This is a genomic window from Gemmatimonadales bacterium, assembly GCA_035502185.1.
In the GTDB taxonomy this organism is placed as follows: domain Bacteria; phylum Gemmatimonadota; class Gemmatimonadetes; order Gemmatimonadales; family JACORV01; genus Fen-1245.
Map to the genome: position 1 here is coordinate 1 of DATJUT010000002.1, position 23288 is coordinate 23288.

Below are 23288 nucleotides of genomic sequence, written 5' to 3' on the forward strand. Positions count from 1 at the left end.
AAGGACGAGGTGAGCCGCGAGCTGGACCGCTTCCCCAAGCAGTCGGGCGGCGCCGAGCCCCAGTTCTCGCGCGAGCTGGTGTCCGCGCTCGACCGCGCCGAGCAGGAAGCCGGGAAGCTGTCGGACGACTTCGTGTCGACCGAGCACCTGCTGCTCGCGCTGGCGCAGACCCGCGGCACCACGGCGCACGAGCTGTTCGCCGCCGCGGGCGTCAAGCGCGACGACCTGATGGAGGCGCTGAAGGCGGTGCGCGGCGCGCACCAGGTCACCGACCAGCACCCGGAGGGCCAGTACAAGGCGCTGGAGCGGTTCACGCGCGACCTCACCGAGCAGGCCCGTGCGGGCAAGCTCGATCCGGTGATCGGCCGGGACGAGGAGATCCGCCGGGTGATCCAGGTGCTGTCGCGGCGCACCAAGAACAACCCGGTGCTGATCGGCGAGCCGGGCGTGGGCAAGACGGCCATCGTCGAGGGGCTGGCGCAGCGGATCGTCAACGGCGACGTGCCCGAGTCGCTCCGCAACAAGCGGGTGATCGCGCTGGACATCGGCCAGCTGGTGGCCGGCACCAAGTACCGCGGCGAGTTCGAGGAGCGGCTGAAGGCGGTCCTCAAGGAGATCGCCGCGGGCGAGGGCCTGTTCGTCGTCTTCATCGACGAGCTGCACACCATCGTGGGCGCGGGCGCGGCCGAGGGCGCGGTGGACGCCGCCAACATGCTGAAGCCGATGCTGGCCCGGGGCGAGCTGCACGTGGTGGGCGCGACCACGCTCGACGAGTACCGCAAGCACGTGGAGAAGGACGCGGCCCTGGAGCGGCGCTTCCAGCCGGTGCTGGTGGGCGAGCCGTCGGTGGCCGACACGATCGCGATCCTGCGCGGCCTCAAGGAGCGCTACGAGGTGCACCACGGCGTGCGGATCACCGATCCGGCGATCGTGGCGGCGGCGACGCTCTCCGACCGCTACATCGGCGACCGGTTCCTGCCCGACAAGGCCATCGACCTGATCGACGAGGCCGCCTCGCGGCTGCGGATCGAGATCGACTCGCTGCCGCAGGAGATCGACGAGGTCGAGCGGCGCATCGTGCAGCTCGAGATCGAGCGCACCGCGCTCGCCAAGGAGAAGGACAAGGCGAGCAAGGAGCGCCTGAAGGCGCTGGAGAAGGAGCTGGCCGATTCCCGCGAGCGCTCGAGCGCGATGAAGGTGCGCTGGCAGGCGGAGAAGGACGCGATCCAGCGGATCCGCGGCCTCAAGGCGAAGGTCGAGTCGCTCAAGGCCGAAGCCGAGCAGGCGACCCGCCGCGGCGACCTGGCGAAGGCGGCCGAGCTGACCTACGGCGCCGCGCCGGGCGTGGAGCGGGAGCTGAAGGAGGCGGAGGCGAAGCTCGCCGAGGTGCAGAAGACGGGGAAGTACCTCAAGGAAGAGGTGGATGCCGACGACGTGGCGGAGATCGTGGCGCGATGGACGGGCATCCCGGTCACGCGGATGATGGAGTCGGAGAAGCAGCGGCTGGCGCACCTCGAGGCGCACCTCGCGGCGCGGGTGATCGGCCAGCCCGAAGCGGTGGCGGCGGTGGCCAACGCCGTGCGCCGCTCCCGCGCCGGTCTGTCGGATCCCAACCGGCCCACCGGCTCCTTCATCTTCCTCGGCCCCACCGGGGTGGGGAAGACGGAGACCGCGCGGGCGCTGGCGGAATTCCTGTTCGACGACGAGCGCGCGCTGGTGCGGCTCGACATGTCGGAGTACATGGAGAAGCACGCCGTGGCGCGGATGATCGGCGCGCCGCCCGGCTACGTGGGCTACGAGGAGGGCGGCCAGCTCACGGAGGCGGTGCGGCGGCGGCCGTACAGCGTGATCCTGTTCGACGAGATCGAGAAGGCGCACGCCGACGTGTTCAACGTGCTGCTGCAGATCCTCGACGACGGCCGGCTGACCGACTCGCAGGGCCGCACGGTGGACTTCCGCAACACCGTGATCATCATGACCAGCAACCTCGGCAGCCAGTGGATCCTGGAGCTGGGGACCGGCAACTGGGAGGAGGTCGAGACCCGGGTGCTGGAGGCGCTGCGCCAGGCGTTCCGGCCGGAGTTCCTCAACCGGGTGGACGACACCATCATCTTCCGGCCGCTCGGGCAGGAGGAGCTGGAGAAGATCGTGGACCTCCAGCTGGCGCGGGCCTCCGCGCTGCTCGCCGAGAAGAAGCTCCAGCTCGACGTGACGCCGGCGGCGAAGCGGCTGCTGGCGAGCGAGGGCTACGACCCGGTGTTCGGCGCGCGGCCCCTGAAGCGCGCGATCCAGCGCCTGGTGCAGAACCCGCTGGCGCTGGCGGTGCTGGAGGGGAAGTACGCCGAGGGCGACGTGATCCGAGTGGACCGCGCCCCGTCGGGGAACGCCCTGAGCTTCGAGAAGGCGGCGGGCTCGCGTGCCTAGCCGGCGGGAGCAGGACGAAGCGGGCGTCCGCCTCGCGCTCGCGGAGGCGGCGGCCGCGCGCGGCGCGGGAGAGGTGCCGGTCGGCGCCGTGTTGGTGCGGGAGGGCGTCGTGCTCGCGTCGGGGCGCAACCGGATGCGGGAGCGGAGGGACCCGCGGCTGCACGCGGAGATGGACTGCCTCGACGCCGCGGTCGAGGGCGGGATCACGCGCGGCGACGCGCTGCTGGGCGCCACGCTCTACGTCACGCTCGAGCCCTGCGCGCAGTGCGCGGGCGCGATCGTGCTGGCGCGGGTGCCGCGGGTGGTGTTCGGCGCGTGGGACCCGAAGGCCGGGATGGCGGGCAGCCTGCACGACCTGCTGCGGCACCCGAGACTGAATCACAGGGTCGAGCTGGTGCCCGGCGTCCTGGAGCGGGAGTGCGCTGCGTTGCTCGAGGAGTTCTTCAAGGAGGCCAGAAAGTAGGCTGGCGGATCGCAGAACAGTTGCCAGACGGCGAAGGGGGAAGTGGTTGTCAGTTGCCAGTTGGCCGCAGCCAGACCAGAGGTCAGAACCGGCAACTGGTTTGGCCCCCGTCCAACTGACATCTGGTAACCACTTCCTCCTTGCCGTCTGGCAACTTCACTGTCCCCCGGCCTTCTGTTCGCCGTCCGCTCCGTGGTGCGTGCCGAGCGAGATGTAGGCCGCCGCATCCCACGCATTGTGGATGCCCGTCAGCAGCAGGAGCAGCGCGACGCCTCCCAGCCAGAACAACGCGACCGGCGCATGGTCGGGCAGGGCCATGGCGGCCAGGATCTGGGCCAGGTACCCGGCGGCCGGGAACACCGCGTGCCACAGCCAGTCCTCCAGCACCGGGACGTAGGCGCGCTGCCGTGACGCGCGCCGGATGACGATGGCGGTGTAGGCGATCCCGGCCGCGCCGCCGAGCGTGAGGGCCACCGCGGCGCCGGACAGCGACGGCCACGGGGCGCTGAGGATGGACACCGCCAGGAGCACGGCGCAGAAATGGACGACCGTGGGCGTGCCGAAGGCCAGGATCGAGGCCTCCGACCTGCGAAGCGTCGGCGACTGGGCGCTGAGGGCGACGACCACGAACTGCAGGCCCGTCAGCGCGCCGGCGGACGCGCCGACGATCTGGTAGAAGGTCCTCCAGGCCTCGAGCGGTGACTCGGCAGGCGGCACGCGGCTTCCTTTCTCGGTGGACAGTCTGGCTCTGCATTCAGTGCCGTCGCGGCACGCCGGGAGTCGAGCGGTAGCGAGGGCGGTGAGGCGAGGGGCGAGTCCTCGCGGGTCGTACCCACGTCGGACTGGCCCCTCACCGCTCCCGGCTTCCGGTCACCCACATCCCGGCGTACTGGCGGGCTGCTTCCGCCCCTGCGCCGGCTCTATCTCCGGAACGGCGCGGCCAGCTTGCGTGGCATCGCGATACTCCTGGCCATGGGCGCCACCGGCGGCGTCCCCGAGTACGTGTTCTTGGCCGTGATCACCTGGTTGGCGATATCCACCGTCGCCACGTACCAATACGCGTTGTTCGGCCAGTCCACGGGCTGCGCGGACGTGTAGCGCGCGACCTCGACGTCGTTGAAGAAGATCTTCACCGTCGGGTGCGTGCCGGCGAAGCCGCTGTAATTGTACACGATCACCGGGAAGGCGCCGGGGTCCGGGGCCGACTGGATGGTGATGTTCTCCGGGCCGAAGCCGATCACGTTGTCCACGTCGAGGCTCGGGTTGCCCGCCGGGCCCGTCGCGCCCCACTCGAGGCCCGCCGGCACCTCGATCACCTTGCAGTCGGCGAAGAAGCAGTCGCTGTCGCCGTTCATCGTGCCGCCCGGCCGGATCAGGTGCAGGTCCATGTCGCTGTTCAGCGTGTCGTCCTCGTTGGTGTCCCAGGTCAGCTGCGCCCGGAACAGCGGCGTGGTGCAGTTGCGCAGCGTCACGTTGCTGTACCAGTAGGAGGTGCCGCTGCCGTTGTCGAATCGGAACAGCACGGCCTGCTGGCCGCAGAACAGCGGGATGTCGGCGATGAAGGCGCCGGTGAGGACGCCCATCTGGCCCCACGCCCGCAGGTTGCCGCCGACCACCACGAGCCAGTAGCCCGGCAGGGTGGCGCTGGTCGTCCCGGTGACCTCGTAGGCCGACGAGGTGGCGGTGACGGTGGTGCTGGCGTTCGCCAGGGCGATCGTCGGCGTGGCCGTCGTGCCGTTGAAGCCCAGCGTGAGACCGGCCCGCGGGCAGACCGACTGGTCGGCGCTGCCGCACGTGACGTTGCCGAGAGTGGTAGGGCCGGTGGGGCTCTCCTTGCTGCAGGACGTGGCGGCGGCCACGGCCAGGGCGAGGGGGAGCGCCGCAAGACTGGTGGGGCGCATGCGAAGTGCCTCCTGCGTCGCAGGTGTGCCGGTCGCCCCGCCGACGGGCGGGGCGCACGATGATGTTGGTGGAGCGTCTTAGCCTACCAAGGCCGGGCCGGGAAGGACAGTGACGGTCCTCACTCGACCGTCGGGCGGGCCCCGGGCGAGTTGTCTCGGGAAGCCCGGGCTGCGTAGGTTTCCCCCGCCGGGACAGGTGCGTGAGCGGTTGAAACGGCCGGTCTCGAAAACCGGTGGGCCCTTGCGGGTCCCGTGGGTTCGAATCCCACCCTGTCCGCCTGTGGAGAATGCCGCAAGGCAGCTCGGAGATTGCGGTGCAGTTGCCAGACGCCGAGTTGCGAGTTGTTACGAGAAGCGAGGGCTGAGTCTCGAGGCCCCTCCCAACCGCAGTTGGCAGGGGCGGGGCGGTCGGAGCTGATCGCCAAGGCGGTTGCACGGAACTCGGCGTCTCGCAACTGCCTTGGTTGTGAGGCGGTTGCACGGAACTCGGCGTCTCGCAACTGTCCCGGTTTTGGATGGGTGGCCGAGTGGCTTAAGGCGCACGCCTGGAGAGCGTGTGGGCTCCAAAAGGGTCTCGTGGGTTCGAATCCCACCCCATCCGTTCTGAAGGCGGAACTCGGTGACCTGAGCGCAGTGAAGTTGCCAGACGGCGAGGTAGGGCAGTGGTTCCCAGAGCTGAGCCCGACGGGGGCCAGACCCGTGGCCAGGACCTGCCACCGGTCTGGCCCCTCGGCTCTGGCGGCTGGTAACCACTTCCACCCTGCTGTCCGGCAACTGGCAACTGGCGCGTCAGCGCCTTACGTTTCCCCGCCAATATGCCGCCTGAAGAGCGCCAGCTCGTCCTGGACGCCGGTGCGGTCGAACGCACGCTGCAACGGATGGCCCAGGACATCGTGCGGCAAACCCCGGATCCCCGTCTGCTCGTCCTGATCGGCGTCCAACGCCGCGGGGTCGAGCTGGCCGCGCGGCTCGCGGCGTCGGTCGCGGCGGCGGCGCACGTGGACGTGCCGCGCGGCTCGCTCGACATCACGCTGTATCGCGACGACCTCGAGGTGGTGGGCCCGCGGCCCCTGATCGGCCCGACCTCGCTGCCGGTGGCGCTCGACGGCCGGCACGCGTGGATCGTGGACGACGTGCTCTTCAGCGGGCGCACGGTCCGCGCGGCCCTCGACCAGCTGGCCGACTTCGGGCGGCCGGCCCGGATCGGGCTGGCGGTGCTGGTGGACCGGGGCGGGCGCGAGCTGCCGATCCAGGCCGACGTGATCGGGGAGAAGGTGACGACCGCGCCGGGGGACCGGGTGGACGTGCTCGTCCGGGAGCTGGACGGGCGCGACGCGGTTGAGGTGCTGCGGGCGGCGCGGGCCGGGAAGGGGAAGCCGAAGCCGTGAGCCGCGCGCTGGGCAAGGACCTGCTGGGGCTCGAGCACCTCTCGGCCGACGACCTCCGGCTGATCCTCGACACCGCGGAGCCGTTCAAGGAGATCAGCGAGCGCGCGATCAAGAAGGTGCCGGTGCTGCGCGGCAAGACCATCGTCAACCTGTTCTTCGAGCCCTCGACCCGCACCCGCATCAGCTTCGAGTTCGCCGAGAAGCGCCTCTCGGCCGACACGGTGAACGTGGGCAGCACCGGCTCGTCGGTGGTGAAGGGCGAGACGCTGGTGGACACGGCCCGGAACCTCGAGGCGATGCGCATCGACATGGTGGTGATGCGCCACGGCTCGAGCGGGGCGGCGAAGTTCCTGGCGGAGCGGATCGAGTCGAACGTGATCAACGCGGGCGACGGGAAGCACGAGCACCCGACCCAGGGCCTGCTGGACCTGCTCACGATCCGCGACCACCGGCCGATCGCGGGCACGAAGGTGTGCATCGTGGGCGACGTGCTGCACTCGCGGGTGGCGCGGTCGAACATCTGGGGCCTGCTGAAGCTCGGCGCCGAGGTCGCGGTGTGCGGGCCGCAGACGCTGCTGCCGCTCGGGATCGGCGAGCTGGGCGTGACGGTGTTCCGCCGCGTGGAGGAGGCGATAGAGTGGGCCGACGTGCTGAACGTGCTGCGCCTCCAGCTCGAGCGGATGCAGGCCGGCTACGTGCCCTCCACGCGCGAGTACTACCGGGTGTTCGGCGTCACGCTCGAGCGCCTGGAGCGGTCTACCCGGGAGCTGATCATCATGCACCCGGGGCCGATGAACCGCGGGGTGGAGATCGATTCGCGGGTGGCGGACGGCCCGCACGCGGTGATCCTCGACCAGGTCACCAACGGCGTCGCGGTGCGGATGGCGGTGCTGTACCTCCTGGCGGGCGGGAAGCCGGAGCTGGCCGAGAGCGCGAAGGGGGCACCCGAGAGGTGATGTCGAGCCGGACCGTGTCTGGTTGCGGGCGGCGCGAAGCCCGCTGCGCGCGTGGCGCGAAGTATCGGGGGGCGCGGTGAAGCCGATCCTGATCCGGGGCGGCCGGGTGATCGACCCGGCGCGCCGCCTCGACCAGGTGGCCGACGTGCTGCTCGCGGACGGCCGGGTCTCGGCCGTCGGCGCCGGCCTCGGGGCGGAAGGCGCGGAGGTGCTCGAGGCCGCGGGCTGCGTGGTGGCGCCGGGCTTCGTGGACCTGCACGTGCACCTCCGGGAGCCGGGCCGCGAGGACGTGGAGACCATCGCCACGGGCGCGCGGGCCGCGGTGGCGGGCGGGTTCACGTCGGTGTGCGCGATGCCCAACACCGATCCGGTGACCGACAACCAGGCCGCGGTGGGCTTCATCGTCTCGCAGGCGCGCCGCGCCGGCACGGCCCGGGTCTACCCGATCGGCGCCGTGTCGCTCGGGCAGAGGGGCGAGCAGCTCGCGGAGTTCGGCGAGCTGGTGGGCGCGGGCGCCGTCGCCGTCTCCGACGACGGCCGGCCGGTCGCCACCGCGCACCTGATGCGCACCGCGCTCGAGTACGCGCTGAGCTTCGGGATCCCGGTGATCGACCACTGCGAGGACCTGTCGCTCTCCTCCGGCGGCGCGATGCACGAGGGCCTGGTCTCGACCCGCCTCGGCCTCAAGGGCATTCCGCGCTCGGCCGAGGACGTGGTGGTGGCGCGGGACATCCAGCTCGCCGAGCTGACCGGCGGGCACGTGCACCTGGCGCACGTCTCGACCGCGGGCACGGTGGCGATGATCCGGGACGCCAAGGCGCGCGGCGTCCGGGTAACGGCCGAGGCCACGCCGCACCACCTGGCGCTGACCGACGCGGCCTGCGGCGCCTACGACACCAACGCGAAGATGAACCCGCCGCTCCGGGAGGGGCGGGACGTGGCGGCCCTGCGCGCGGGGCTCGCCGACGGGACGATCGACTGCATCGCGACGGACCACGCGCCGCACCACTACGACGCCAAGGAGCAGGAGTTCGACAACGCGCCGTTCGGCGTGGTGGGGCTGGAGACGGCGCTGGGGGTGGCGTTGACCGAGCTGGTGGACGGCAAGGTGCTCGACCTGCCCGGCCTGGTGCGCGCGCTGGCGACGCGGCCCGCCGAGATCGCGCACCTGGCGGCGGGCACGCTCACGCCGGGCACGCCGGCCGACGTGGTGGTGTTCGATCCGGCGGCGCGCTGGACCGTGGACCCGGGGCGCTTCTTCTCCAAGAGCCGCAACACGCCGTTCGCGGCCCGCTCGCTGCGGGGCGTGGTGCGCTGGACGATCGTGGGCGGCGAGATCGTGCACCGGCGGGGCGACACGCCGGCCGCGCCGGCGGGCCGGTGAGCGGCGCGGCGCGGTGAACCGGCTCGCGGTCGCTCGCGCGGTGTGCCGTGCGGGGGCGCGGCTGTCGGAGCGGGGGCTGATCGCGGGCACCGACGGCAACATCGCCGCGCGGTGCGGGCCGGACCGCCTGCTGGTGACGCCGGCGGGCCGCGACAAGGGCGAGCTGGAGCCGGGCGACCTGGTGGAGGTGGACCTCGCCGGGCGCGTGGTGCGCGGCCAGGCGCGGCCGTCCACCGAGCTGGGAATGCACCTGGCGATCTTCGGCCAGCGCCCCGACGTCGCCGCGGTGGTGCACGCGCATCCGCCGGTGGCGACCGGGTTCGCGGTCGCGGGCAAGATCCTGGGCGACGGGTCGCTCGCGGAGCTGGTGACCCAGTTCGGGATGGTGCCCATCGTGCCGTTCGGCGCGCCCGGCACGCCGGAGCTGGGCGAGCGGGTGCGCCCCTTCGCCCGGGAGCACGACGCGATGCTGCTGGCCAACCACGGCGCCGTGACCCTCGGCCCCACGGTGGAGGCCGCGTGCTTCCGGATGGAGAGTTTGGAGCAGGGGGCGCGTATCTTACTGGTGGCGCGCCTGCTGGGGGGAGCCCGGCCGCTGTCGCCGGAGGAGGTCGCGAGGCTGATGCCGCCGCGGAGGACGTCATGACGCGCAAGGGCACCAAGAGCCAGACGGCGGTCGAGCGCCTGCTCGACCAGCAACGCCAGTTCCAGGAATGGCTGGAGCGGCTCGACGCGGAAGCGGCGGGCGCGGCGCCCTCGCACGTGGCGCGGCGCGTGCGCGCCGACTACGCCGCCCGGCTCGACGACGTGACCAAGGAGCTGGCCGAGCACGAGGACGGCGTCCGGCAGGCGCTCGAGGAAGCCGAGACGCGCGCCGAGGGACTGACCAAGCAGCACGCGGACCGCACCGACGAGCTGGCCGAGGCGCGGCTGCGGCGGCAGGTCGGGGAGTTCGGCGAGGACGAGTACGAGGAGATCGCGGCGCGGTGCAAGGAGGCGCTGGCCGACCTGACCAAGGAGATCAGCGTCGTCGAGCGGGACATCGAGCGCTACGAGGAGATCCTCGGCCTGATCAAGGGCGTCGGCGCGCGGAAGGCTGCGGCCCCGCCTCCGCCTCCGCCCCCGCCGCCCCCGCCTCCGCCGGCCGTCGAGGAGCGCCCGGCACTGGCCGCGAGCGAGCCCCGCGGCCGCCCGTCCGATCCGGGCCGGCCCCGCGTCTCGCAGCCGCAGATGGCCGTGGACGAGCTGGAGTTCCTGCGCTCGCTGAGCGACCGGGGCGGGGTCCCGGCCGCGCCGGCGCCGGCCCCGAAGACCGAGGCGGCGCGGCTCGAGCAGGAGCGGCTCGAGCAGGCGCGGCCCGCGCCCGCGGCCCCGGAGCCGAAGCCGGAGCCCAAGCCGGAGCGTGCGCCGGCGCCGGCCGCGGCGGCGCCGGCGGCCGCGAAGTCCCCGGTCCGCGACTCGGACGGCACCACCAAGACGCTGGTGTGCACCGAATGCGGGACGAAGAATCTCCCGTCGGAGTGGTACTGCGAGAAATGCGGCGCCGAGCTGGCGCCCTACTGAGTCTTCTGCTTGGCCAGCAGGCGGGCGAGCCGCGACTTCTTGCGCGCCGCCGTGTTGCGGTGGATCTGACCCTTGCCGGCGCCCCGGTCGAGCGCGCGCACGGCGGCCTTCACGCTCTCGGCCGTCGGGGTGGCCCGGGCCCGCTTGACGGCGGTCTTGATGGCGGAGCGCTGCGCGCGATTGTGGGCGGTGTGCGCGCGCGCCTGACGCATCTTCTTCTTCGACGACTTGAGCTTCGGCACGACGTTTCTCCGGTCGGCTGACCACGGCGATTGACGAGCGCGAACAGTAGTGGCGCGGAGGCGGCCAGTCAAGCGAAGTGCGTGCTTTGACAAGGGTTTCCGGGCGGGTTAGGTTGCGCCCTCCCTGACGCGCGGAGACGCCCGAGAGCCGGTGACCGACTTCCTCCTCGTCCTGCCCGTGCTGCTGTTTTCCGTCGTCGCCCACGAGTACGCCCACGCCTGGACCGCGTTCCGGCAGGGGGACCCCACGGCGTACATGCTCGGCCGCCTGACCCTGAATCCGCTGCCCCACATCGACCCGATGATGAGCATCCTGGTGCCGGTCGGCCTGTGGTTCCTGAGCCACGGCACGTTCACCTTCGGCTCGGCCAAGCCCGTGCCCATCAACCCGCGCAACTTCCGGAACTACCGTCGCGGCGACCTCATCGTCTCCTCGGCCGGGATCGTCACCAACCTGGGCCTCGCCCTGGTGTGCGCGGTGGTGTTCGCCCTGTTCGGCGTGCTGGGACAGGCGCTGCCCGCGAGCGCCGCGGTGCTCGGCCTGCTGCAGCGGATGATGTTCTTCGGCATCTTCCTCAATTACGTGCTCGCGATCTTCAACCTCGTGCCCCTTCCGCCGCTCGACGGCTCGCACATCTTCTACCACCTGCTGCCGCCGGCCCTCGGCGCGCGCTACCGGGCCGTCGGCCGCTACGGCTTCCTGGTGCTGCTGCTGACCTTCATGGTGCCGTCCTTCTCGGTGGTGTGGAACGTGCTGCTTTGGCCGGCCGACATGGCCAGCCGCCTCACCCTCTCGGCCGTGGGCTCCTTCGCCCTGCCGGCGGCGGTCCGGTGACCGCGCCCGGGGCGCCGGCCCAGGGCCTGGCCCCCGCGGGCGCCGGCGCGGCCGCGGCGGCGGGCGAGCCGGGGGCGGGCGGCGGGTTCGTGGTGAGCCTGGAGCGCTACTCGGGCCCGCTCGACCTGTTGCTGGCGCTGATCCGCCGCGAGGAGATCGACATCTGGGACATCCCCATCGCGCGGATCGCGGACCAGTTCCTGATGGCGATCCACGACCTGGGGCTCGACGAGGCGGCCGAGTACCTCGAGATGGCCGCGCGGCTCCTGAGGATCAAGGCGCAGATGCTGCTGCCGCGGCGCGGCGACGAGGAGCCGTGGGAGGACCCGCGCCACGAGCTGGTGCGGCGGCTGCTGGAGTACCAGCAGATCCGCGAGATCACCGACTGGCTCACCGCGGCGGCGCGGCGCCGCGCCGACCGCTACACCCGCGGCTGGATCCCCGCGCCGCGCGACCTGCCGCCGCCGCCCCCCGAGTTCGACCTCACCGAGCTGATCGAGGCGGTGGAGCGGGTGCTGGCGATGATGCCCGACCCCGTCATCTTCCGCGTGATGCCGCGGCCCCTCAACGTGGAGGCGGCGACCCGGCGCGTGATGGACCTGCTGGCCGAGCACGAGCGGTTCGGGTGGCGGGACCTGCTCGGGGCGCGCGCGACGATCGTGGACGTGCTCTCTTCGCTGGTGGCGCTGCTGGAGCTGGCGCGCGTCGGGACGCTGACGCTGGCGCAGCGCAAGGCCTTCACCCCATTCGAAGTCGCCCGTGGACCAACGTACCAGGCTGCTTGAGGCGGCGCTGTTCGCCGCGCCGCGCCCGCTCGCCCTCGACGAGCTGACGCTGCTCGACGCCGAGGCCACCGAGGACGACTGGCGCCGCGCGCTGGGCGAGCTGCGCGACCACTACGAGGCCGACGGCCACGGCGTGGAGCTGAGCGAGGTGGCCGGCGGCTGGCAGATCACGACCCGGCCGATCTTCGCCGAGGCCATCGAGCGGGCGGCCTTCGCCGCGCGGCCGGCCAAGCTGTCGGCGGCCGCGCTCGAGGTGCTCGCCATCGTCGCCTACCGCCAGCCGGTGGGCCGGGCGGAGATCGAGGAGATCCGGGGCGTCTCGTGCGGGGGCGTGCTGCGGATGCTCCTGGAGCGGGGGATGCTGGACGTCGCCGGCCGGTCGGAGGGCCTGGGGCGGCCGATCCTCTACGCCACCACGCCGCTGTTCCTCGAGCTGCTGGGCCTGGCGGACCTCGCCGACCTGCCGCGCACCGAGGAGCTGGCCGTGGCGCTGCGGCCGCCGCAAGCGTCCGAGCCGTGAGCACCGTCCGCCTCGCGCGCTTCCTCGCGCGGGCGGGCGTCACGTCGCGCCGTGGCGCGGCGGAGCTGGTGGCGGCCGGCCGGGTGGCCGTCAACGGGGCGCCCCCCGTGGGGCCGGGCGACCCGGTGGATCCGGCCGCGGACCGCGTGACGCTCGACGGGCGGCCGCTGGCGCTGGCCGAGCTGGCGTGGCTCGCGCTGCACAAGCCGCCGGGCTACGTCACCAGCAGGTGCGGAACCCCCCGGTACCCGAGCATATTCTCCCTGCTGCGCGAGGCGCCGCCGTCGCTGGTCTCGGTGGGCCGGCTGGACGTGTACTCGGAGGGCCTGCTGCTGTGCACCACGGACGGCGAGGCGGCCCACCGGCTGATGCACCCGCGGTGGCAGGTGCCGCGGTCGTACCGGGTCGAGGTCACCGGCCGGCTCACGGAGGCCGGGAAGGCGGCGCTGGCGGGCGGGGTCGCGCTCGCGGACGGTCCGGTGCGGCCGGCCCGGTGGCGTTACCGGGCCGGGGCGCGGGGCGGCACGCTGGAGCTGGAGCTCCGCGAGGGCCGCTCGCGCGAGGTGCGGCGGCTGGCCGCGGCGCTGGGCCTCGGGGTGCGGCGGCTGGTGCGCGACGCCTACGGGCCGGTGCGGCTGGGCGACCTCGAGCCCGGGCAGGCGCGCCGGCTCGACGCGCGGGAGACGGCCGCGCTGTACGCGGCGGTCGGGCTGCCGCATCCACCATCTCTTTCAGGGTAGGCCAGGCGCTCGTATGGAGCTTCAAGACTCGACCATCATGATCCTCGGCGGCAGCGGGCTCGTCGGCCACGCGGTGGCGCGACGGATGCTCGAGCGTCGCCCCACGGCGATCGTCATCGTGGCCCTCACCGAGCGCGAGACCACGCAGGCCGCCCAGGCCCTGGCGCCGTACGCCGGCGCGACCCGGATCGTCACCGAGCACGGCAACGTGTACCTGCCGGCCTCGCTGGCGCAGGCGGATCGCGCCCGGCTCACCGACTCGGCGGACAACCGCCGGCTGCTGATCGACGACGTGTACGGCGACCTGACCGAGGAGACGATCGCCCGCAGCCAGCTGGTCCAGCTGCTGATGCGCTACCAGCCCGCCGCGGTGGTGGACTGCATCAACACCGCGACGGCCTTCGCCTACCAGGACGTGTACCGCTCCGCCCGCTCGCTGCACGCGCTCGCCACCAAGGGGGCGGTGGACCTGGCGGCGGTCGAGAAGCACCTGCTGACCGAGCCGATGCCGCAGCTCACGCGCCACGTGCAGATCCTGATGGAAGGGATGCGGCGCGCGGGCACGCGCGCGTACCTCAAGATCGGCACCAGCGGCACCGGCGGGATGGGCTTCAACATCCCCTACACGCACTCCGAGGAGCGCCCGTCGCGGACGCTGATGACCAAGTCGGCCGTGGCCGGCGCCCACACGCTGCTGCTGTTCCTGCTCGGCCGCACGCCGGAGGCGCCGGCGACGCTGGAGATCAAGCCCACCGCCGCCATCGGCTGGCGCGAGATCGCCTGCGGCCCGGTGCGGCGCGGCGGCAACCCGATCCCGCTGTTCGACTGCCCGAAGCCGCTGCCGCTGGCCGCGGCGTTCGGCGACAAGGCGGGCGGCTGGGTGCCGCTCGGCCGGCCGCTCGAGTCGGCGTACATCGACATGGGCGAGAACGGCCTGTTCTCGCTGGAGGAGTTCGCGACCATCACGGCGCTGGGGCAGATGGAATTCATCACCCCCGAGGAAGTCGCGGACCACGTGGTGATGGAGCTGGAGGGGCGGCCGACCGGGCACGACATCATCGGTGCGATGGACGGCGCGACGGCGGGGCCCACCTACCGCGCCGGCATCCTGCGCGAGGCGGCGATGGAGCGGCTGGCGGACCTCACGGCGGAGTACCACGTGCCGTCGGTCGCGTTCGAGATGCTGGGGCCGCCGCGGCTGAGCAAGCTGCTGTTCGAGGCGCACCTGATGTCGCTGCTGTCGCCGAGCGTGGAGCAGCTGGCCGTCACCGAGCCGGCGCAGGTGAGCCGGGACGCGCAGGCGCTGGTGGATCGCGACGCGGTGCTGCGCGCCGAGATGCTCTCGGTCGGGATCCCGGTCCTGTGCAGCGACGGGAAGTCGCTGTACCGGGGCGCGAACGTGGTGGTGCCGCCGGAGCCGGGCGACGCGCTGGCGGCGGCGCCGCGCGGCTGGGTGGACCTGCGGCCGGTGAACTGCACGCTGTGGATCGAGCGGGCGAAGAAGATCGTGGCGCAGGCCGAGGCGCGGCTCGCGGCGAACGCGGGCTCGGGGAGCGACGAGGAGTGGTTCGGCGTCAACCCCGTGGAGCCGATCGCGCCGTGGCGGCTGGCGACCTGGGTGTTCCGGCACGAAGATCGGGGCGAGCGCATCAAGCGCTGAGCGATGGACACCAAGGTGCTGGAGGCGGTGCTCGCCGAGGTGGGCAAGGCGTTCCGGGTGTGCCGTTTCTACCCGACCGGCCATCCGGCCGTGCAGCAGGCGATGACCGACCTGACGGCGGCGCTGCCCTCGCTCGCGGGCGTGGGCCTGGTGGAGCTGCGGATCGGGCCTGCCGGCTTCGCGCTGGCCAACAAGCCGCTGGTGCCGCAGAACCCGCCGGTGCAGGAATTCGCCAACCTCCTCTACGCGGCCGGCCACCGCTCGCTGAGCCTGGAGCCGGGCGTCACGGCCGACGAGTTCGTGTCGCTGATCCGCCAGACGGCGGGTGGCACGCCGAAGGGCGGCGCCGCGCCCGCGGCGGCGCCGCGGCCGCCGGCCTTCTCGCACATCCAGCTCGAGGGCGCGGTCCGCAGGCCCACCGCGACGCCGCGGGTGCCGGCCGCGGGCGCGGCGGCGTCCGGCGCCGAGGCGGGCCCGCTCGGCGCCCGCTCGACCGGCGTGTTCCGGCCCAACGCCCTGCCGCCCGACATCGAGGCCCATCGGCTCGTGGCCCAGCTCGAAGGCGCCGCGCCGGCGGAGGCGGTGGCGCCCATCACCCGGCTCGGCGCGGTCGCGGCCGAGCTGGCGGCCGCGCGCGACTTCGCCACGCTCGCCGAAGCGGTCTCGTCGCTGGCGCACTGGGCCGCCGGCGGCGACGCGGCGGCCGCGGAGGCGGCGCGCGCGGCGCTGGCGCCGGTCGTGACCGACCCCGCGCTCGCGTCCATGATCGGCCTGGTGGGCGAGCTCAGGACGGCGGCCTCGGCGCGCCAGGCCGTGCTCGGCGCGCTCGGTGCGCTGGGTTCGCGCGCGGTGCCGGCGATGTTCGACGCCTACGTGGCCGCGCCGGACGACGCGGCCCGCGAGCCGTGGGCGAGAGCGCTCGAGACCGCCGGCGCCGCCGCGGTGCGCCACCTGGCCGAGCGCGCGGCGTCGGACCACGCGGAAGCGGCGCGCGCGGCCGCGACGCTGCTGGGCGCGACTGCCGCCCCGGCGGCGGCCCTGCCGGCCCTCGCGCCGCTGGTGCGACACGCCGACGCCGGCGTGCGACGGGCGGCGACCGCGTCCGCGGCGCGGCTCGGCGGCAGCGAGGCGGGGCGGCTGGTGATCGCCGCGCTGCGCGACCGGGACGCCGGCGTCCGCCTCGAGGCCGCGAAGGGGGCGGCGCAGCTGGGCGACCGCAGCCTGGGCGCGATCCTCCTCGGCCGCCTCAAGGAGGAGGGCGACGAGGCGGTGAGCCTCGCGCTGGTCGAGGCGCTGGGCCGGCTGCAGGAGCCGAGCGCGGTGCCGGCCCTCGCCGCCCTGGCGCGGGAGGCGGGCGGGATGTTCCACCGCCGTCCGCTCGCCATGCGCCTCGCGGCGCTCCGCGCCCTGGTCAGCCTCGGCACGGCCGAGGCGCTGGCCGTCGTCGAGCCGTTCCGCTCCGACAAGAACCCCGAGATCCGCTCCGCCGCCCAGGGTCCCGCGGCGTGAGCCGCGCGGGCGGCCGCCGCCGCACCAGGCCCGCCGGGCGCGGCGCCGCGGGCGCCTGATGGCTCCGCGCCGCATCGCCATCCTTCCCGACGCCGTCGCCAACCGCATCGCCGCGGGCGAGGTGGTCGAGCGCCCCGCCTCGGTCGTGAAGGAGCTGCTCGAGAACGCGCTCGACGCCCGCGCGAGCGCGGTGGCGATCAGCATCGAGGCCGGCGGCAAGACGCTGGTGCGCGTCGCCGACGACGGGGAAGGGATGGGGCGCGAGGACGCGCTGCTGGCGCTCGATCGCCACGCCACCAGCAAGCTCCGCGCGGCCGAGGAGCTGGTGGGGATCGGCACCTTCGGCTTCCGGGGCGAGGCGCTGCCCTCGATCGCGTCGGTGAGCCGCTTCGAGCTGGAGACGGCGGCGGCCGGCGACCCGGTGGGCACGCGGCTGGTCGCGACGGGCGGGCTGGTCGCGACGGTCGAGGACGCGGTGCGCCAGCCGGGGACGACCGTGACCGTGCGCTCGCTATTCTTCAATACGCCGGCGCGGCGGAAGTTCCTGCGCTCCGCGCGGAGCGAGACCCGGGCCGCGGTGGACGCGGTCACCACGCTGGCGCTCGCGCTGCCGACGCTCGGCGTGGCGATGCTGGCCGACGGCAAGCAGGTGGTCGAGGCGCTGCCCGCGCCGTCGCTGGCCGAGCGCGCGGCGCAGGTGCTCGGCCGCCGGTTCGCCGCCACGCTGCTGCCGGTCACGCACGAGGCCGGCGCGGTGCGGATCACCGGCCTGGTGCAGCGCCCCGCCGAGGCCGCGCCCACCGGCCGCGTGGCCTACCTGTTCGTCAACGGCCGCCCGATCCGCGACCACTTCCTGGTGCGTGCGGCCGAGCGCGGCTACCGCGCGACCGTGCCGGCCGGCAGCCGGCCGAGCGTGATCCTGATGCTCGAGCTGCCGCCGGGCGACGTGGACGTGAACGTGCATCCCGCCAAGCTCGAGGTCCGCTTCCGCGACCGCTACGCGCTGGAGGCCGCGGTCGAGGAGGCGGTGCACCAAGCCCTGGGCGACGTGGCGAGCGCGGCGCCGCTGGGGGGGGGCGCCGCGCAGATGCCGTGGGAGCACCTGGCGGTCTCGAGCGTGCGCACCGGCTCTGCGCCGTCGGCCGAGATGGTGAGCGACGAGACCGACGGCCTCGGCCTCCTCGATTCGGGCGGGCTCGACGTGGCGGACGAGGCGGGCGTCGCGGCGGCCGGCCCTGAGGCGTGGGCGGAGCCGGCGCTGGAGGTGGACGGCGGGCGGCGGATCCGGGTGCTGGCCCAGGTGCACGAGGCCTACATTCTGGTGGAGACCGGCGACGCGCTGCTGATCGTGGACCAGCACTCGGCGCACGAGCGGGTGCTGTACGAGCGGACGATGCGCGCGCTCGAGAGCGGCGGCGGGAGCGCGCAGAAGCTGCTGTTCCCGCTGACGCTGGAGTTCGCGCCGGCGGAGCTGGACGCCATCGAGGCGCACGCCGAGCCGCTGGCCAGGCTGGGCTGGGAGCTGGAGCCGTTCGGCGGGCGCACCGTCGCGGTGCACGCGGTGCCGGCGCCGCACGCGCGGTTCGACGCCGGGCGCTGCCTGAAGGACGTGGTGGCCGACCTGGCCGGCGGCCGCTTCGGCGGGCTCGCCAATCCGCTGGAGCGGTTCGCCTCGACCTTCGCGTGCCGCGCCGCGATCAAGGCGGGGCAGGCGCTGACGATGCAGGAGATGGAGGAGCTGGTGGACCGGCTGTTCACGACCGAGCTGCCGGCGCACGACGTCCACGGCCGGCCCACGATCGTGCAGCTGCCGCTGGGCGAGCTGGAACGCCGCTTCGGGCGGCGCTGAGTGGGGACGCAGCGCGCCGGAAGGTCCACCGCGGCGTCGCGCGCGGCCGGCTCCGCGCCGGCCGCCCAGGCGCCCGCTCCCGGCTCCGTGCCGGCCGCGCCGTCGGCCGCCGCCGGGGCCTCGCGCGCTGCGCCGGACGCGCTCGCGCCCGTCCTCGTCATCACCGGCCCCACCGGCATCGGCAAGTCGCGGGTCGCGGCCGCGCTCGCCCGGCTCGCGCCGATCGAGATCGTCTCCGCCGATTCCGGCCAGGTCTACCGCTACCTCAACATCGGCACCGCCAAGCCCAGTCCCGCCGAGCGGGAAGCGCTGCCGCATCACGGTCTCGACCTGGTGCTGCCGACCGAGCGCTACTCCGCGGGGCGGTTCGCGCGCGACGCGCGCGGGTGGATCGCCGACATCGCCGCCCGCGGCCGGATGCCGGTGGTGGTGGGCGGGACGGGCTTCTACCTGCGGGCGCTGTTCGAGGGCCTGTTCGCGGAGCCGCCGCTCGACCCGGCGCGCCGTGACCGGCTGCGCGCGGTGCTGACGCCGCTGGGGGCGGAGGGGCTCGCCCGCTGGGCGGCGCGGCTGGACCGCGGCTTCAAGGGCGGCGGCGCGCAGCGGGCGGCGCGCGCGGTCGAGGTCGCGCTGCTCGCGGGCCGGCCGCTCTCCGAGCTGCAGCGCAGCGGGGCGCCGCCCGTGCCGGGCGTGAGCCCCTGGTACGCGGTGCTGCGGCTGCCGCGCCCGCAGCTGGCCGAGCGGATCGCCGAGCGCACCCGGACGATGCTGGCGTCGGGACTGGTGGACGAGGTGCGCCGGCTGCTGGCGTCGAACGTTCCGCAGGACGCGCCGGCCCTGGAGCTGGTGGGCTACCGCGAGGTGGTCGCGTTCATGTACGGCGCGACGGACGAGGCGGGCCTGGCCGAGGCCATCACGACGGCCACGCGGCAGTTCGCCAAGCGCCAGGAGACGTGGCTGCGCCACCAGCTCAAGGGTCCGGTGGCATGGTTCGACGCCGCCGAGGAGCCCGGGGCGCTGGCGGAGCAGATGCTGGCCCGCTATCGTGCGGCGACGTCCTGATCCCATGCGCATCGGCATCGCCTGCTATCCGACCTACGGCGGCTCCGGCGCCGTCGCCACCGAGCTGGGGCTCGCGCTGGCGCACCGTGGGCACGAGGTGCACTTCGTGTCCTATGCGCAGCCGTTCCGGCTGCGCGGCTACAGCGAGCGGGTCACCTTCCACGAAGTGAAGATCGGCGCGTACCCGCTGTTCGAGCACCCGCCCTATTCGCTCGCGCTGGCGGTGATGCTGCACGAGGTGGCGGTCAAGCACGGGCTCGACGTCATCCACGCGCACTACGCCATCCCGCACGCGATGAGCGCGCTGGAGGCCCGGCAGCTGATGACCGGCGGCCAGACGGTGGCGGTCGTCACCACCCTGCACGGCACCGACATCACGCTGGTGGGACAGGACCCGAGCTACCACACCATCACCAAGTACTCGATCGAGCATTCCGACGCGGTGACCGCGGTGTCGGACTACCTGCGGGCCGAGACCTACCGCGCGTTCGGCTGCACGTCGTGCGAGATCGCGGTGATCCCGAACTTCGTGGACCTCGACGAGTTCCAGCCGCGGGAGGCCGGCGCGGCGGCGGGCGTGAAGACCCTGATGCACATCTCCAACATGCGCCCGGTGAAGCGGCTGCAGGACGTGGTCCGCATCTTCGCGAAGGTGCGCGCCAAGGTCCCCTCGCGGCTGGTGCTGGTGGGCGACGGGCCCGAGCGGGCGACGGCGGAGCGCGAGGTCGAGACGCTCGGCCTCGGCGCGCACGTGCGCTTCCTCGGCAAGGTGGAGGACGTGGCGCAGGCGCTGCGCTCGGCGGACCTGTACCTCCTGCCGAGCGACGTCGAGTCGTTCGGCCTCTCGGCGCTGGAGGCGCTCGCGACCGGCGTGCCGGTGGTGGGCAGCAACACCGGCGGCCTGCCCGAGGTGGTCGAGCACGGGGTGAGCGGGTTCCTGGCGGCGCCGGGCGACGTGGAGGCGCTGGCCGCGGGCGCGCTGGCGCTGCTGTCGGATCCGGCGAAGTGGAAGGCGGCCTCGGCCGCGGCGCGCGAGCGGGCGCGCACCTTCGACATCAGGAAGGTCGTGCCGCAGTACGAGGAGTTCTATGCCGCCGTCGTCGGCGCCTGAGGTGCCGGAGGAGGCGCGCGTCGGGGACGCCGGTGCGAGCGTCGGCCCGGGCGCGGGGGCGGGGGCGGGCGACGATGTCGGCGCGGCGGCGGGCGACGGCTACGGCGCGGCGGCGCCGGTCTCCGGGCCGGCGCCGGGCGTGACGCCGCTGCTGGCCCCGGGCCCGCTCGCGATCGTGCGCCCGGGCAACCTCGTGATGGCGGCGGCCGGCGTCGCGGTGGGCGGGTTCCTCGCGCTCGGGCAGCTGTGGATCCCGGCGGCGCTGTGGTGGGCGATGGCCAGCGCGGTCGGACTCGGTGCGGCGGGCAACGCGGCGAACGACTACTTCGACGTCGAGGCCGACCGCATCAGCCACGCGTTGCGGCCGCTGGTGGTGGGCACGATGCCGCGCGGGGCCGCGCTGCTGGTGGCGGGCGTCGCCGGCGGCCTCGGGCTCGCGGCCGCGTGGTGGGTGGGCCGCCCGCTGTTCCTCCTGGGCCTCGCCGCGCTGGCGGTGATGCTGGTCTACTCGCCGGTGCTGAAGCCGCGCGGCCTGCTCGGCAATCTCACGGTCGCCGTGATCGCGAGCCTGCCGCTGGTGTACGGCGCGCAGGCCGTGGGCTGGTGGCGTGCGGGGCTCGTGCCGGCCGCGCTCGCGGCGCTGCTGCACCTGGCGCGCGAGGTGGTGAAGGACGTCGAGGACGTGGAGGGCGACCTCGCGATCGGGCGGCACACGCTGCCCATCGCGTACGGCGCGGGCGCCGGGTACGCCGCGGCGGCGGCGATCCTGGTGCTGTTCGTGCCGGCGTCGCTGGCGCCGTGGGCGGCGCGGTGGTACGGCTGGCGCTACGGCGTGCCGGTGCTGCTGCTCGACGTGGGCGTGCTCGTGCTGGTGGGGCGGCTCGCGCGGGGCCGCCACGACGGGGTGCGCGCCGGCATCAAGCTGGCGATGGCGGTGGGTCTGCTGGCGCTCTTGTGGGAGCGGATCTGAGGCGCGGCGCTCGGGCCTCCGGCGCGCGCCGCAGAGACCGTGGCCTCCGTCGCGCACCGATCGGCGGCTCGAGATCGGCGGCACCGCGGGCCCGCGGGGACGCGTGGCGGCCCGAGAGCCCGCGCTGACGACACCTGCCGATGAGACGACCCGGCACACCGGAGCCTGAGTGAACGACTACCTGCTGAGCCTCGCCCTGGGCATCGTCGAGGGCGTCACGGAGTTCCTGCCCGTCAGCTCGACGGCGCACCTCAGGATCGCGGAGGCGCTGGCGGGCGTGGACCTGGGCAGCGGCTACTGGAAGATGTTCACGATCGTGATCCAGCTCGGCGCGATCGCGACCCTGCCGATCTACTTCCGGGCGCGGATCGCCGCGTTCCTCGCCAGCTTCGTCGCGGCAGGCCGCACGGGCGGCCAGGCGGCTCCGGCGGCTGCGGCGCGCCAGGCCGGCGGCGGCCCCGGCCGGGTCGGCGAGGCCGCCTCGGCGGCGGCTCCCGTCGGTCGTGGCGCGCTCCTGCGCCACCCGCTGACGCTCACCCTGCTCGCGTTCGTCTGCACGGCCGTCCCGTCGCTCATGGCCGTGAAGCTCATCGGCAAGAACCTCGAGAGCCTGTTCGTGATGGCGGGCGCGCTCGTGATCGGCGGCGTGGTGATGTGGGTGGTGGACGCGCTGTACGCGCGGCGCGCGCTCCGCACCCGCACCGAGCGGATGGAGGACATGAGCGTGGCGCAGGCGGCGTGGGTCGGGCTGTGCCAGAACTTCTCGGCCGTCTTCCCCGGCGTGTCGCGCTCGATGTCCACCATCGCGGCGGGCCAGCTCGCCGGGATGACGCGGGCGGCGGCGCTCGAGTTCTCGTTCTTCCTCTCGATGCCGACGATGGTGGCCGCGACGGGCTACGACCTCGTGAAGGCGCTGCGCGGCGGCGGCGCGGGCGCGCTGGGGGCGGTGCGGATGGACGCCCACGCCTGGCTGCTGCTCGCGATCGGCTTCGTGGTCTCGTTCGTGGTGGCCTACGCCGTGGTGGCGTGGTTCATGGGCTGGGTGCGGAGCCGGGGCTTCGTGCCGTTCGCGGTCTACCGGATCGCGGCCGGCGCCGCGGTGCTGGCCTGGGCGCTGGGCGCCTTCGGCGGCGGGCCGCGGTGACGCCGGCCGGCCGGGTGGGCGCGGGGCCGGTCGCGGCTCCCGTCCGCTACGACGGTCTCGACGCGGAGGAGCTGGGGCGCCGCACCGGCGCGACCGAGGTGCAGGTGCTGGCCAGCGTCGGCTCGGTGCTGGACGTGGCGCACCAGCGCGCGGCGGCCGGCGCGGAGAGCGGCCTGCTGGTCCTGGCCGACGCGCAGACGGCGGGGCGGGGCCGGAGCGGGCGCGCGTGGCACTCGCCGCCGGGCGCGGGCGTGTACCTCGCGGCGCTGCTGCGGCCGGCGGTGCGGCCGTTCAGCGGCGCGCTCGCGGTTCGCGTCGGGCTCGCGGCGGCGGCGGCGATCGAGGATCTCGCGCCCGGCGCGTCGCCGCGGCTCAAGTGGCCCAACGACCTCGTGGTGGCGGGCCGCAAGGCCGGCGGCGTGCTGTGCGAGGCGCGGTGGTCGGGCGCGCGCCAGGGCTGGGTGGCGGTCGGGGTCGGCGTCAACGTCGCCGGGCCGGTACCAGCCGTGGTCCGGGGCACGGCCATCGCCTTGGCCGAGGTCGCGGCGGGGGCGACGCGGGTGGCGCTGCTCGAGGCACTGGTCCCGCGCATCTGGGCGCTCGCGGGCCGGCCGGCGGCGTTGGACGAGGCAGAGCGCGAGGCGGTGCGCGGCCGGCTGTGGGTCGAGCCGGGGGCCGAGGCGCCGGTGGGCGTGGACGGCGACGGCGCGCTGCTGGTGCTCGGCCTCGAGGGCACCCTCGAGCGCCGGGTCTCGCCAGGATAGCGGTCGGGGCGTCTCGCC

General features: G+C 74.2%; 22 protein-coding genes and 2 tRNA genes. 21 read left to right on the top strand and 3 right to left on the bottom strand.

Annotated features, from left to right (window positions below; genetic code table 11):
- Positions 1-2424: ATP-dependent chaperone ClpB (clpB, locus tag VMF70_00045; protein ID HTT66395.1), on the top strand; the 2424-nt coding region annotated here is incomplete at its 5' end.
- Complete coding sequence (gene tadA / locus VMF70_00050) at positions 2417-2887, top strand: tRNA adenosine(34) deaminase TadA (protein ID HTT66396.1); 471 nt, start codon at positions 2417-2419, stop codon at positions 2885-2887. The genes clpB and tadA, both read left to right, overlap by 8 nt.
- Before the next feature lie 156 nt (positions 2888-3043).
- Here the strand turns inward: tadA and VMF70_00055 are convergent, their stop codons facing one another.
- Positions 3044-3604, bottom strand: coding sequence for a hypothetical protein (locus VMF70_00055; protein ID HTT66397.1), 561 nt, complete (start codon positions 3602-3604; stop codon positions 3044-3046).
- A 203-nt stretch (positions 3605-3807) separates the two neighbouring features.
- Positions 3808-4788 carry a hypothetical protein gene (locus tag VMF70_00060; protein HTT66398.1) on the bottom strand — a complete coding sequence of 327 codons (981 nt, stop codon included), beginning with the start codon at positions 4786-4788 and terminating at the stop codon, positions 3808-3810.
- A gap of 190 nt (positions 4789-4978) precedes the next feature.
- On the opposite strand from VMF70_00060, the gene VMF70_00065 reads away from it, so the two are divergent.
- The 7 genes from VMF70_00065 to VMF70_00095 all read left to right on the top strand — a co-directional run bounded on the left by VMF70_00065 (position 4979) and on the right by VMF70_00095 (position 10079).
- A tRNA-Ser gene (locus tag VMF70_00065) sits at positions 4979-5065 on the top strand.
- 236 nt (positions 5066-5301) lie between these two features.
- Positions 5302-5389, top strand: a tRNA-Ser gene (locus VMF70_00070).
- A gap of 214 nt (positions 5390-5603) precedes the next feature.
- A complete protein-coding gene (gene pyrR, locus VMF70_00075; protein ID HTT66399.1) occupies positions 5604-6176 on the top strand; it encodes a bifunctional pyr operon transcriptional regulator/uracil phosphoribosyltransferase PyrR in 573 nt (190 codons plus the stop codon).
- Positions 6173-7132 (top strand): aspartate carbamoyltransferase catalytic subunit, encoded by a 960-nt coding sequence (locus VMF70_00080; protein ID HTT66400.1) that lies wholly within the window; start codon positions 6173-6175, stop codon positions 7130-7132. The genes pyrR and VMF70_00080 overlap by 4 nt, the downstream gene beginning before the upstream one ends.
- A 76-nt stretch (positions 7133-7208) precedes the next feature.
- Entirely contained in the window at positions 7209-8516 is a 1308-nt protein-coding gene (locus tag VMF70_00085) for a dihydroorotase (protein HTT66401.1), read from the top strand.
- 13 nt (positions 8517-8529) lie between these two features.
- Positions 8530-9162 carry a class II aldolase/adducin family protein gene (locus tag VMF70_00090; GenBank protein ID HTT66402.1) on the top strand — a complete coding sequence of 211 codons (633 nt, stop codon included), beginning with the start codon at positions 8530-8532 and terminating at the stop codon, positions 9160-9162.
- Positions 9159-10079, top strand: a complete 921-nt coding sequence (locus VMF70_00095) for a zinc ribbon domain-containing protein (GenBank protein HTT66403.1) — start codon at positions 9159-9161, stop codon at positions 10077-10079. Before VMF70_00090 ends, VMF70_00095 begins: the two co-directional genes overlap by 4 nt.
- Here VMF70_00095 and rpsT read toward each other — a convergent pair.
- A complete protein-coding gene (gene rpsT / locus VMF70_00100; protein HTT66404.1) occupies positions 10073-10321 on the bottom strand; it encodes a 30S ribosomal protein S20 in 249 nt (82 codons plus the stop codon). The genes VMF70_00095 and rpsT overlap by 7 nt on opposite strands.
- Before the next feature lie 151 nt (positions 10322-10472).
- On the opposite strand from rpsT, the gene VMF70_00105 reads away from it, so the two are divergent.
- The 12 genes from VMF70_00105 to VMF70_00160 all read left to right on the top strand — a co-directional run bounded on the left by VMF70_00105 (position 10473) and on the right by VMF70_00160 (position 23270).
- Complete coding sequence (locus VMF70_00105) at positions 10473-11156, top strand: site-2 protease family protein (protein ID HTT66405.1); 684 nt, start codon at positions 10473-10475, stop codon at positions 11154-11156.
- Positions 11153-11941, top strand: coding sequence for a segregation/condensation protein A (locus tag VMF70_00110; protein ID HTT66406.1), 789 nt, complete (start codon positions 11153-11155; stop codon positions 11939-11941). Before VMF70_00105 ends, VMF70_00110 begins: the two co-directional genes overlap by 4 nt.
- A complete protein-coding gene (scpB, locus tag VMF70_00115; protein ID HTT66407.1) occupies positions 11916-12461 on the top strand; it encodes an SMC-Scp complex subunit ScpB in 546 nt (181 codons plus the stop codon). The genes VMF70_00110 and scpB overlap by 26 nt, the downstream gene beginning before the upstream one ends.
- Positions 12458-13201, top strand: coding sequence for a pseudouridine synthase (locus VMF70_00120; GenBank protein HTT66408.1), 744 nt, complete (start codon positions 12458-12460; stop codon positions 13199-13201). The genes scpB and VMF70_00120 overlap by 4 nt, the downstream gene beginning before the upstream one ends.
- Positions 13202-13214: 13 nt before the next feature.
- Positions 13215-14861, top strand: coding sequence for a hypothetical protein (locus VMF70_00125; protein ID HTT66409.1), 1647 nt, complete (start codon positions 13215-13217; stop codon positions 14859-14861).
- Between the two features lie 3 nt (positions 14862-14864).
- Positions 14865-16370 (top strand): HEAT repeat domain-containing protein, encoded by a 1506-nt coding sequence (locus tag VMF70_00130; GenBank protein ID HTT66410.1) that lies wholly within the window; start codon positions 14865-14867, stop codon positions 16368-16370.
- Positions 16371-16428: 58 nt separating this feature from the next.
- Positions 16429-18219: a DNA mismatch repair endonuclease MutL gene (gene mutL / locus VMF70_00135; GenBank protein ID HTT66411.1), complete on the top strand. Its 1791-nt coding sequence runs from the start codon at positions 16429-16431 to the stop codon at positions 18217-18219.
- On the top strand, positions 18220-19281 hold the full coding sequence (gene miaA, locus VMF70_00140; protein HTT66412.1) for a tRNA (adenosine(37)-N6)-dimethylallyltransferase MiaA: 1062 nt from the start codon (positions 18220-18222) through the stop codon (positions 19279-19281). It begins immediately after the preceding gene.
- Between the two features lie 4 nt (positions 19282-19285).
- Positions 19286-20392 carry an N-acetyl-alpha-D-glucosaminyl L-malate synthase BshA gene (bshA, locus tag VMF70_00145; GenBank protein ID HTT66413.1) on the top strand — a complete coding sequence of 369 codons (1107 nt, stop codon included), beginning with the start codon at positions 19286-19288 and terminating at the stop codon, positions 20390-20392.
- On the top strand, positions 20370-21362 hold the full coding sequence (locus tag VMF70_00150) for a UbiA family prenyltransferase (protein ID HTT66414.1): 993 nt from the start codon (positions 20370-20372) through the stop codon (positions 21360-21362). Before bshA ends, VMF70_00150 begins: the two co-directional genes overlap by 23 nt.
- Positions 21363-21531: 169 nt before the next feature.
- Positions 21532-22506, top strand: a complete 975-nt coding sequence (locus tag VMF70_00155) for an undecaprenyl-diphosphate phosphatase (GenBank protein HTT66415.1) — start codon at positions 21532-21534, stop codon at positions 22504-22506.
- The gene (locus VMF70_00160; protein ID HTT66416.1) at positions 22503-23270 is read left to right on the top strand and encodes a biotin--[acetyl-CoA-carboxylase] ligase; all 768 of its coding nucleotides are present in this window, start codon (positions 22503-22505) and stop codon (positions 23268-23270) included. The genes VMF70_00155 and VMF70_00160 overlap by 4 nt, the downstream gene beginning before the upstream one ends.
- Positions 23271-23288: the final 18 nt, after the last annotated feature.

Bases quoted from the DNA above. Each gene is read 5' to 3' on its own strand.
- VMF70_00060 (HTT66398.1), bottom strand. From the start codon at position 4,788: ATGCGCCCCACCAGTCTTGCGGCGCTCCCCCTCGCCCTGGCCGTGGCC.
- pyrR (HTT66399.1), top strand. From the start codon at position 5,604: ATGCCGCCTGAAGAGCGCCAGCTCGTCCTGGACGCCGGTGCGGTCGAA.
- VMF70_00095 (HTT66403.1), top strand. From the start codon at position 9,159: ATGACGCGCAAGGGCACCAAGAGCCAGACGGCGGTCGAGCGCCTGCTC.
- VMF70_00125 (HTT66409.1), top strand. From the start codon at position 13,215: ATGGAGCTTCAAGACTCGACCATCATGATCCTCGGCGGCAGCGGGCTC.
- VMF70_00130 (HTT66410.1), top strand. From the start codon at position 14,865: ATGGACACCAAGGTGCTGGAGGCGGTGCTCGCCGAGGTGGGCAAGGCG.
- mutL (HTT66411.1), top strand. From the start codon at position 16,429: ATGGCTCCGCGCCGCATCGCCATCCTTCCCGACGCCGTCGCCAACCGC.
- bshA (HTT66413.1), top strand. From the start codon at position 19,286: ATGCGCATCGGCATCGCCTGCTATCCGACCTACGGCGGCTCCGGCGCC.
- VMF70_00150 (HTT66414.1), top strand. From the start codon at position 20,370: ATGCCGCCGTCGTCGGCGCCTGAGGTGCCGGAGGAGGCGCGCGTCGGG.